Genomic DNA, 11,220 nt, shown 5'->3' with positions numbered 1-11,220 from the left:
CATTACTACCGCTTTGACCCCCTGTAGGAGCGAGCATGCTCGCGATGGACGTTAACGATGACACGGGAAACCAGATACCCCGCGGCGCCCTCGGGTTCATCGCGAGCATGCTTGCTCCTACAGAGATCGAAATCAGCCCCAGCCACCCTCTTTGATCGAGTGAATTCACCATGAGTCTTTCTTCTCAACTGTCTGCGCCACTGCGATCTATCGAAGTGGCCAATTTCGAAGCATTGCTTGAACGCATCAGCGCACAACTGGCCGCCAGTGCCCATGTTATGACGAAAGCGGCGCCTTCCCTCAGGACAACTTCAAGCTGTTGCACGAGCATGGCCTGGTCGCGCTGACCGTGCCCAAAGCCCTGGGCGGTGGTGGCGCCAACCTCGCGCAAGCGCGCAAGGCCATCAGCGCTATCGCCAAAGGGCGAGCCTTCGACGGCGTTGATTCTGGTGATGCAATACCTCCAGCACACGCGCTTGAAAGACAGCCCGAACTGGCCCGAAGCCTTGCGCTTGCAAGTGGCGCAAGATGCCGTGCGCGATGGCGCGCTGATCAACGCTTTGCGGGTCGAGCCTGACCTCGGCACTCCCGCGCGCGGCGGACTGCCGGCAACCGTAGCCAGGCGCACCGCGGCAGGCTGGCGGATCAGTGGCAGGAAGATCTACTCCACCGGCAGCCATGGCCTGACCTGGTTCAGCGTCTGGGCGCGCAGCAACGATGAAGATCCGCTGGTCGGCGCCTGGCTGGTGCACAAGGACACGCCGGGCATCAGCATCATCGAGGATTGGGATCATCTGGGCATGCGCGCCACGTGCAGCCATGAGGTGGTGTTCGACAACGTGCTGGTGCCGCTGGATCACGCGGTCAGCGTCAGCCGCTGGAGCGCGCCGCAAGCCGAACTCGATGGCGATGGTTTTCTGTGGATGTCGGTGTTGCTGTCATCAGTCTACGACGGGGTCGCCCAAGCCGCGCGAGACTGGCTGGTGGGCTGGCTGGAGACGCGCAAGCCGTCCAATCTCGGAGCTTCACTGTCGACCCTGCCACGCTTTCAGGAAACCGTCGGCCACATCGACACCCTGTTGTTCGCCAACCGCAGTTTGCTCGATGCCGCCGCCGGGGGCACACGCCGGCCAGCAACGCCGCGCAACTGAAATACCTGGTGACCGGCAACGCGATTCGCGCAGTCGAGCTTGCCATTGAGGCATCCGGCAATCCCGGCCTGTCACGCCAAAACCCACTGCAACGGCACTACCGTGATGTGTTGTGCAGCCGCGTCCACACGCCGCAAAACGACGCCATCCTGCAAGGTGTCGGCAAAGCCGTCTTCGCCCAGCGCCAGCCTGCATTCCAATTTGGGGAACGCCCATGAGCCAGCTCGTCATCGCCAGCCAACTGGATGAAGATTTCAACGAAGTGATCCGCCAGCGTCTCGCCCTCACCACCCTGAGGCCCGCGTCATCGGCGTACCCGCCGGGGTGCCCAGCGACCTGCCGGCCGAGGTCGGCGTACTGCTGGCACGGCCGATCAATGTGCGCGGCTATCAGGCGCCCGACACCCGCCACCGGGTTGGCCTTATGGGCTGCAATGGATTCAGGTGGTGTCCTCGGGTATCGACTTTTACCCGAAATGGCTGTTCAACGGTCCGCCGGTGAGCACCTCGCGTGGCAGCGCCGCCGAGAACATCGCCGAGTTCGCGCTGGCCGCGATCTTCGCTGCGTCCAAGCGTCTGCCGGACATCTGGGTGCACGACTCGCAATGGAACTTCACCGCACTGACGCCGCTCAAGGGCACCACCCTGGGCATTCTCGGCTTTGGCGCCATCGGTCGCAGCCTGGCCGCCAAGGCCCAGGCACTGGGTATCAAGGTACTTGCGCTGCGTGAGAGCAAGACACCGTTCGAGGTTGAAGGCGTGGAAGCGGCGCGGGACATCCACGAGCTGTTTTCGCGTTCCGATCATCTGGTGCTGGCCGCGCCTTTGACTGAGGCGACCCTGCATATCGTCGACAGTGCCGTGCTCGCCAGCGCCAAGCCGGGCCTGCACCTGATCAACATCGCCCGAGGTGGTTTGCTTGACCATGGGGCGCTGCTCGAAGCACTGGACAACGGCAGCATCGGCCTGGCCTCGCTGGACGTCACCGAGCCGGAACCCTTGCCGGACGGGCACCCACTCTATGTTCATCCGCGGGTGCGCCTGTCACCCCATACCTCGGCGATTTCCAGCAACAGTCGGCATGAGATTGCTGATAGCTTCCTGGCCAATCTTGAACGGTTTCTCAATGGTTTGGCCCTTGAGAATCAGGCGAACGTGCAACGCGGGTACTGAATCAACGCAATCCAAATGTGGGAGCGGGCTTGCTCGCGAAGAGGGAGTGTCAGTCGACAAAAATGTTGCCTGACAGTCCGCTTTCGCGAGCAAGCCCGCTCCCACATTGGTTTGTGCATGCCCGCCGAAAACAACATCAGATTTACGCATCTAAAATTCATACTTAATGCGCAATTTTTATAATTACCTTATAACTAATCGGACTTTTACACGAGCCGCTTATATAAATATTGTTACAACCATCACCGACCCCTGACCAGGTGGAGGCCCACGGAACTGCACGTTTTTCCGGCCGACACCACTCCACGGTCAACCGCTACACCCAACCAAAAACCGGCTCAAGCCAATCCCGTCATGGCTTTCAAACCATGGCCACGGAAGCGCTTTGCCCAAAAAAACATAACGCCAACGCAGCAGCACTTACACATCTGGGGCTCACCATGCACAACACTTTGCGTTCAAACCGTCTGACGCTGGCCGTGTCGCTGGCAATGTTCGGCTTGTCGGCCCACGCCGAAGAAAACACCAAGGATGGTGCCCTCCCCGTCGTTACCGTTACCGCCGAACACCACAGCGAAGACCTGCAAAAGACCCCGTTGGCCATTTCCGCATTCGACGAAAAGGCCCTCGAAGACAAGCAGATCAAAAGCATTCGCGACCTCTCCGGGCAGGTGCCGAACCTGACCCTCAGTCGCCAGTCGATCTCCTACAGCGCGCAGACCTACGGGATTCGTGGCATTGGTGAGACCGATCCGATCCAGGAGTCCGCCGTCGCGGTGTACGCCGATGACTTGTACATCCCGCGGGCCATTTCCTCGATGCTCGACTTTAACGACGTCGAGCGCGTTGAAGTCCTGCGCGGCCCTCAAGGCACGTTGTACGGACGCAACAGCAGCGCCGGCGCGATCCGCGTGATCACCCGCGATCCGACCCAGGAAACCCGTGGTTTCTTCGAACTCGCTGCCGGCGACTACAACGCCCAGAACGGCCGCCTGCTGATCAGCGGGCCCTTGGTGGACAACGCGCTGTTCGGCAGTTTCTCGGCGATTCGCCTGACCCGTGACGGCACCGTCTCCGACCCCACTCGCCATACGGATGTGAACAACGTCGACATCCAGTCGTACCGTGGCAAGTTGCGCTACAACCCCGATGATTCGCCGTGGGATGTGCAACTGACCCTGGCCGGCACTTTTGACCGTGGCGATACCACCAGCTACACGCCGTTCGATGCCAACGGCCGCTTCGACAAGTTCAAGAGTTACAGCAGCCTCAATCCGAAAAACCGCCTGGACCAGGGCAGCTCGGTGCTACGCGCGATCTATGCGATCAATGACAACCTGAACTTCAAATCCGTGACCGCTTACTCCGCGTTCAATCAGCCGGTGGACTATGACAACTCTGGTCAGGCCGCGCTGATCCAGAACAACCTGATCACCTACAACCAGGACTACGCCACCCAGGAATTCCAGCTCAACGGCGACTACGACGACTTCAGCTTCAGCACCGGCCTGTATGCGTACCGCGAAACCTTCGACGCCGACCGCGACAACCTCACCTTCAACATCGCGCGCAACCGGGTGATCGGCCAGGGCCAATACAGCACGACCAAAACCGAGAGCTACGCGCTGTACGGGCAAGGCAGTTACAAGGTCACGCCAAAGCTGTCGCTGATCGCCGGTTTGCGCTTTACCCGCGAGCACAAGAATTTCGACTACACCAACTACGCCATCACCACCACGCGACAAATTACCGGGACCAACTTCAGCGCCGATTCGAGCAAGTCGTGGCAATCGACCAGCCCGAAAATCGGCTTCGAATACGCCTGGACCCCGAACCTGAATCAGTACGCCTACGTGGCCAAGGGCTTCAAGGCCGGTGGCTTCGATAACCGCGCGCCAACCAAGGCCGCCGCCGAACAAGCGTTCTCGCCGGAAGACGTGACCACTTGGGAAACCGGCTTCAAGGGTGACTTCTTCGACCGTCGCCTGCGCGCCAACCTGGCGCTGTTCTACAACGACTATAAAGACTTGCAGACCAATGCCTACGACCCGGCCCTCGGCGTCAGCCTGCGGACCAACGTCGGCAAGGCCCACACCTACGGCGTGGAACTGGAAACCCTCACCGCACTGACCAACGACCTGCAACTGACCGCCAATGTCGGCTACCTGGAAAGCCAGTACGACGACTTCGAAAATGCCGCCGGCGCTGGTGTCGATGCCAACGGTAAACAGCTGGTGTTCTCGCCGCGCTGGAACGCCAGTGTCGGCCTCAACTACACGATCCCGGCCGGATTGCCCGGCACCTGGCTGGCAGGCACCGATGCGCAGTTCCAGACCAAGTCGTTCGCCAACGCGCTGAACGACGACATCCAGGAAATCCCCCAGCAGACCTTCTGGAACGCCAACACCCGCTACATCTCCGGCGACGGCCACTGGACCACCACGCTGTCGGTGAAAAACCTGCTCGATCGCGCGTACCCGCAATCGGTCGGCTTCGTGCCTTCCAGCGGCGCCCGTTTTTACTCGATCAACGATCCGCGAACCCTGTTGTTGTCGGTGCGTTACGACCTCTAACCCTGACCACCTGTAGGAGCTGGCTTGCCAGCGAAAACGGCCTGGAGTCTTGCTTCATTTTTCAGGGCCCCTTCGCTGGCAAGCCAGCTCCTACAGAGCCCCCCCCAAAAGCAATAACTGCAAGGAGCATCACTATGGCTTTCACCCGCAGGGAACTGATTTCCCGCATTGCCGCCGTCGGTGGCTATTCCGCTGCTGTCAGTGCCCTCGGTGCACTGGGGCTGACGCCTCAGGCCGTGGCGGCGACGTTCACCCCGTTACAACTGGGCAGCAGTGGCAAAGGCAAACATGTGGTGGTGGTCGGTGCCGGGATTTCCGGGCTGGTCAGTGCCTATGAACTGCGCAAGGCCGGTTTCACCGTGACCATTCTCGAAGCCCGCGAGCGGGTGGGCGGCCGCAACTGGACCTTGCGTCGCGGCACGAAAATCGATTTCGACGACGGCGTCAGCCAGACCGTCGACTTCGACGACGGGCAGTTTTTCAACGCAGGCCCTGCGCGCATCCCCAGCCATCACCAGACCATCCTCGGCTACTGCCGCGAGTTGGGCGTGGAGTTGCAAGTGCTGGTCAACAGCAGCCGCAACGCCCTGGCCTTGCCGGACCCGAAACAACCGGCATTCCAGTTGCGCCAGGCGGTCAACGACACTCGTGGCCAATTGTCCGAGTTGCTGGCGCGCACCGTTAGCCGCAAGGCCCTGGACCAGGACTTGAGCGCCGACGACCGCAAGGCGCTGCTGAGTTTCCTCAAGGTCTATGGCGATCTCAATGCCGACTTGCAGTACAAGGGTTCGGTGCGTTCGGGATACAACCGAGTGCCCGGTGCCGGCGATCAGACCGGCATCACCCGCGCGCCACTGGAACTGCAAACCCTGCTCAACCCCAAGCTCTGGGGAGCGTTGGTGTTCGATGAGATCCCGGAGTTTTCCTCGACCATGTTCCAGCCGGTCGGTGGCATGGACCGCATTCCCTATGCGTTCTATGAAAAGCTCAAGGACGCGGTGCGCTTCAATGCTGAAGTCAGCGACATCCAGACCTCCGAGAAAGGCAGCCGCATCAGCTACCGCGATCGCAAGACCGGCACCACCCAGACCCTGAACGCCGACTACGCCATCGTCACCGTGCCCCTGCCGCTGCTGGCGAAGTTGCCGAGCAACTTCAGCCTGCCATTCAAGCAGGCGATTCAGACCGCGCAAAGCGATCAGGCGAACAAGGTTGCCTGGCAGTCGCCGCGGTTCTGGGAAACCGACTTCAATATCTACGGCGGCCTTTCTTACCTGGACCATGAAGTCAAAGGTTTGTGGTACCCCAGCGATCGCCTCAATAGCGCACAAGGGATTCTGGTCGCGGCTTACAACACCAGCGAATCGGCCCAGGCCTTCAGCAAGAAATCCCTCGCCGAACAGTTCGCCTCCTCCCGGCAAGCCGTGGAACTGCTGCACCCCGGTCACAGCGCCAAGCTGCAAAAACCGGTGGCGATCAACTGGGCCAAGGTGCCGTTCAGCAAGGGGCCGTGGATCGTCAACGACGAGGTCGGCGAGAGCGCCTACCAGCTTCTCAACGAGCCGCAGGGCCGCACCTATCTGGCCAGCGATGCCCTGGCCCACGGCGGTGTCGGCATCTGGCAGAACAGCGCCGCCGACTCGGCACGGCGCATCGTTTCACTGATCGGCCGGCATGCCGAACGCAATCAACCGGGCGTCGCTGCCTGATCCATGCCCCCTGTAGGAGCGAGCCGGCTCCGGGCGGCGTTCCGACGATGGACTCATGATCACCGCGGGGTGTCAGGTTTTCCACGCCATCGTTAACGCCCATCGTCGGAACGCCGCCCGGAGCCGGCTCGCTCCTACAGGTATCTGTTTTAACCACAAGGACTGATCGATGAAAGCCATTACCTTACTGACAGGGATCCTCATGACCGCCACCGCCCTCAGCAGCCACGCCGACGAAATCAAACGCATTGCCCTGCCCAATTCGAACTTCCCTATCTCGCTGGCGGTGTCTGTGCCGGCACAAACCGACCTGCTGTTCGTCAGCGGTCTGCTGGCCGACCTGCACGACGCCAAAGCAGCGAAGGATTCCTTTGCCGCCTACGGCGATACCGCGACCCAGACCACTTCGATTCTGAACAAGCTCAAGGGTGTACTGGAGGGTCAGGGTCTGAGCCTGGGCGATGTGGTGCAACTGCGGGTGTTCCTGGTGGGTGATCCGGACAAGGGCGGCAAGCTCGATTTCGCCGGACTGCAACAAGGCTATACGCCGTTCTTCGGCAGCGCCGAACAGCCGAACAAACCGGCACGCACCGCCATCCAGGTGGTGGCCCTGCCGCTGCCCGGCGGCCTGGTCGAAATCGAGGCCGTCGCCGCTCGCAAGAAGTGACACGGAATTCATCAGTTATTCAGGAGCGTCACCTTCATGTTCAACTGCCCAGCGCGCCGAACGGCGCCTTCCTATCGTCCTTTATTAGTACCGCTGTCCATCGCTTGCGGCCTTGCCTCATTCAGCATTGAGGCCGCCGAAACCAGCTCGCCGACACTCAACACTGTGGTGGTCACCGGCAACCGTGGCACCGAGCAACACACCGTCACCACCAGCCCAACACCGATCGACGTGGTGACCGGCGATCAACTGCGTGCGGTCGGCAAACCGGGCCTGCTGGAGGCGCTGAGTAAATTCATTCCGTCCTTCAATCTGCCCGACCGTGCGGGCTGGGATGCCAGCGGCGTGGTGCGCTCGGCCACCCTGCGCGGCCTGACGGCCTCCCATGTGCTGGTGCTGGTCAATGGCAAACGCCGCCATACCAGTGCGACGCTAAACATCAATGGCATCAACAGCGGTGCCGCGCCCAGCGATCTGGACCTGATCCCGGTGGCCTCCATCGATCATATCGAGGTGCTGCGCGATGGCGCGGCGGCCCAATACGGATCGGATGCAATTTCCGGGTGATCAACATTATCCTCAAGCAGACCACCGGCGGCAGTTCCGACACGACCCTTGGCCAGAACTACGACGGCAAGCGCGGCACCGGAACGGAAGCGCTCAATTATGGTTTTGAAGTGGGCGAGGCTGGCGTGCTCAACGTCTCGCTCGACACCCGTTATCAGGAGCGTGATAACAAAGCCGGCAGCAACGGCTACAGCTCGCAGTACTATCCACTGGCGGACGGTTCGCCCGATCCGCGCGAGGCCACGGCCAGCCATCACACCTACAAGGGCTACGGCTTGCCGCGCAGCCAACTGGCGGATGTCGCGTATAACCTCGACCTGCCACTCAATGACGCGGTCACCCTTTATTCGTTCTCGACCCTGGCCACGCGCGAAAACAACGACGGCCAGAACTTCCGCCTGCCCAGCGGCCGCAATACCATCACTACCGGCCCCAACGGCTTCCCCGATGGTTACAGCCCGTACTGGGTGATCAACGAAACCGATTTCCAGTCGGCGTTCGGCGCCAGGGGCGACAACATCGGCATTGGCGGTTGGGCCTGGGATTTGAGTACCACCTATGGGCGCAACTACGCCAAGCAGCGCACCTACGACAACCAGAACCCGTCGCTTGGGGAAAACACGCCGAACAAATTCACTTCCGGCATCTACATCGCCGATGAGTTGACCAGCAACCTGGACCTGAAAAACAGCTACGAGATCGGTTTGGCCAAACCACTGGATGTCGCCTTCGGCTTCGAGCATCGCCGTGACAGCTATGAAACGCGGGCCGGCTCCGAAGCCTCTTATATCGACGGCGGCTACGTGTTCCCGGCCGGTCATCCACGCGCCGGACAACGTCCCGATCCCGGTGCTCAGGTCACCAATGGCCTCACCCCTGACGACGCGCAAAAAGTCAGTCGCAACAACGTTGCCAGCTACATCGACCTGGGTTTCTATCCTGTTGAGCAGTGGTACCTCGGCGTCGCCGCGCGCTACGAACATTACAACGAAGGCGTGGGCAGTACGCGTAGCGGCAAGATCAGCAGCCGTTACGAGTTCAACCCGGTGTTTTCCGTGCGCGGCACCATCAGCAACGGCTTTCGCGCACCGTCGCTGGCCAACGAGATTTTCACCGCGCGCTCGACCGGTTTCGACACCATCAATGGCGTCTACCAGTCCTACAACTACGTGATTCTGCCGGTGGATTCGGCGGGCGCCCAGGCGCTTGGGGCCGAGTCCTTGAAGCCGGAACGGTCGACCAACTTCAGTCTTGGATTTGCGCTGACGCCTACTGAAGATCTGAGCCTGACCGTGGACGGCTACGTGATTAACCTGCGTGACCGCCTGGTGCTCAGCGAACGCTTCCAGGGCCCGGGCGTCGCGGCCCTGCTCGACAGCATCGGCGTGCCGGCCACCGCCGGGGCGCAGTTCTTCACCAATGGTGCCAGCACTCGCACTTCAGGGGTCGATGTGGTGGGCAACTATCGGCAGAACCTGAACAGCTTCGGCTCGGTGAGATGGACAGCAGCGCTGAACTACAACCACACGCAAATCCTCAGCGTCAACGAAACCCCGTCGCAACTCACGGCCCTCAACAGCAGCTATCAGTTGCTCGGCCGCCAAGCGCGTGCACTGATCACCAAGACCTCCCCCAGTAGCAAGGCGATTTTCTCCGCCGACTGGGCGATTCAGGATTTCAACGTCAATCTGCGATTGACCCGCTATGGCACCTACACCGAGGTCAACAGCTCCAGCGACCCGAGCCTGGATCGCGAGTACTCGGCCAAATGGATCACCGACCTGGACGTGGCCTATGCGCTCACCAAGCAACTGACCGTGGCCGTCGGCGCGCAGAACCTGTTTGACAAGTACCCTGACCATATCGGCGTGCCCAACTCCTCGTTCGGCGATAACTGGGGCAGTTACTCACCGTTCGGTTTCACCGGTGGCTACTACTACACCCGCTTGCAATACGCGTTCTGATTGCCTGTAGGAGCAAAGCTTGCTCGCGAAGGCAGCAGCACATTCAACAGAATTGTTGACTGACAGACCGCTTTCGCGAGCAAGCTTTGCTCCTACATTTTTGGCGGCGATCATGGATTTCGTGTCCGACAAATCACCCTGTGGGAGCGGGCTTGCTCGCGAAGGCGGCAGCGCATTCGACAGCGATGTTGACTGACACAACGCTTTCGCGAGCAAGCCCGCTCCCTCATTTTTGTTCGAGGCGTACATAAGGACCGTGCTCCAACACCGTTGGCGGCGGCCAAAGATGGTCGTCGCACAACCTTTCGTCGCAAATCAAAACCTGGGGCGCAATACGCAGTCATGCTTGGCTTACGGCTTGCACACGCCGGTCGTAGCGGCCCCAGAACGACATAATTCTGACACGCCAGCCCCTCAAACTAACGCTTAAGGCCTCCAGCAATACGCTTGGTCAGTCACCGGAGATGTAACGTGTCAACTCTTAATGAAATCGCAGCGAACCACGCGAGAATGGCCAAGGCAAAAGAAGAGGAGGCGACCGGGTTGAATGAGCGACAGCTTCATATCGTGGGTGGTTTTGAAATCCCGTGCCTGGAGAAACAACAGCAGGTTCCGCTGCACCTGATGGCTGGTGTGCAGGACAACCACGTCGGGCAGGTAGCTGGTTTTTGATCTTCAGGACTCACCAAGCGTGACCTGCCGATACTGGCGCGGGGTGAAGCCGGTCAATGCCTTGAACTGGCGGGTGAAGGCGCTGTGGTCGGTATAGCCGCACTGCAGTGCGACTTCGGTGATGGGCATGTCGGTATGCAACAGGCGATGCGCGTGCTCCAGGCGAACCTTCTGGATCATCTGTCGCGGCGTCAGGTTGAACACGCGCTTGCAGTACCGTTCCAGTTGCGCCACTGAGATACCGGCGATCCGCGTCAGCTCGCTCAGGGTGACTCGCCGGTTGAAATGCGCGCGAATGTATTCGTCTACCGCGGCCAGCCGCTGGTAGGCGGGATGCGTCTCACTGGCCGATTGCAGGTCGACCGAGATCCCTGCCAGACCGATGATTTCACCGTTGCGGTTATACAACGGCCGCTCATGCGTCAGACACCAACCGGGTTCGCGACTGCCATACAGATGCAACTCCAGTTGATCCTCCAGGATGAAACCTTGCTCCAGGACCGTCGATCCTGTTCGGTGTAGCCGGGCCCCAACTGCGCTGGAAAGACTTCGGCGCTGGTTTTTCCGAGCAAGGGTTGCAAATGTTTCAGCCCACAGCGCTGCACCAACGTGCGGTTGGCCATGACGTAGCGCGCCTGTACATCCTGATAAAGATCGCCGCATTGGGAATCACATCCAGCATCGGCAATAGCAGTGCCACGCCCGCGAGCAATTCATCGATGGTTTGAGGACGACTTGCGTCATT

5 protein-coding genes and 4 pseudogenes are annotated in these 11,220 nt (G+C 60.5%); 7 read left to right on the top strand and 2 right to left on the bottom strand.

Going from position 1 to position 11,220, the window contains the following annotated elements; genetic code table 11:
- The first annotated feature begins 170 nt into the window (after positions 1 to 170).
- The 7 genes and pseudogenes from CES87_RS31630 to CES87_RS31590 all read left to right on the top strand — a co-directional run bounded on the left by CES87_RS31630 (position 171) and on the right by CES87_RS31590 (position 10,475).
- A pseudogene (locus CES87_RS31630) lies at positions 171 to 1,369 on the top strand (acyl-CoA dehydrogenase family protein).
- Positions 1,366 to 2,323 (top strand): annotated as a pseudogene (locus CES87_RS31625) (D-isomer specific 2-hydroxyacid dehydrogenase family protein). The pseudogenes CES87_RS31630 and CES87_RS31625 overlap by 4 nt, the downstream one beginning before the upstream one ends.
- Before the next feature lie 440 nt (positions 2,324 to 2,763).
- A complete protein-coding gene (locus CES87_RS31615; RefSeq protein ID WP_128609347.1) occupies positions 2,764 to 4,896 on the top strand; it encodes a TonB-dependent receptor in 2,133 nt (710 codons plus the stop codon).
- 134 nt (positions 4,897 to 5,030) lie between these two features.
- Positions 5,031 to 6,605 carry an FAD-dependent oxidoreductase gene (locus tag CES87_RS31610; RefSeq protein ID WP_128609345.1) on the top strand — a complete coding sequence of 525 codons (1,575 nt, stop codon included), beginning with the start codon at positions 5,031 to 5,033 and terminating at the stop codon, positions 6,603 to 6,605.
- Between the two features lie 169 nt (positions 6,606 to 6,774).
- On the top strand, positions 6,775 to 7,272 hold the full coding sequence (locus tag CES87_RS31605) for a RidA family protein (protein WP_128609344.1): 498 nt from the start codon (positions 6,775 to 6,777) through the stop codon (positions 7,270 to 7,272).
- Between the two features lie 36 nt (positions 7,273 to 7,308).
- A pseudogene (locus CES87_RS31600) lies at positions 7,309 to 9,803 on the top strand (TonB-dependent receptor plug domain-containing protein).
- A 471-nt stretch (positions 9,804 to 10,274) separates the two neighbouring features.
- Entirely contained in the window at positions 10,275 to 10,475 is a 201-nt protein-coding gene (locus CES87_RS31590; protein WP_128609342.1) for a hypothetical protein, read from the top strand.
- 3 nt (positions 10,476 to 10,478) lie between these two features.
- On the opposite strand, the gene CES87_RS34770 is transcribed toward CES87_RS31590, so the two are convergent.
- Both CES87_RS34770 and CES87_RS34765 read right to left on the bottom strand, forming a co-directional pair.
- Positions 10,479 to 10,679, bottom strand: a complete 201-nt coding sequence (locus CES87_RS34770; RefSeq protein WP_371858292.1) for a helix-turn-helix transcriptional regulator — start codon at positions 10,677 to 10,679, stop codon at positions 10,479 to 10,481.
- 201 nt (positions 10,680 to 10,880) lie between these two features.
- Positions 10,881 to 11,098: pseudogene (locus CES87_RS34765) on the bottom strand (PAS domain-containing protein); the annotation flags it as partial.
- Positions 11,099 to 11,220: the final 122 nt, after the last annotated feature.

Source organism: Pseudomonas sp. ERMR1:02 (assembly GCF_002277815.1).
In the GTDB taxonomy this organism is placed as follows: Bacteria; Pseudomonadota; Gammaproteobacteria; order Pseudomonadales; family Pseudomonadaceae; genus Aquipseudomonas.
This window is presented reverse-complemented; position numbering and strand designations above follow the sequence as displayed.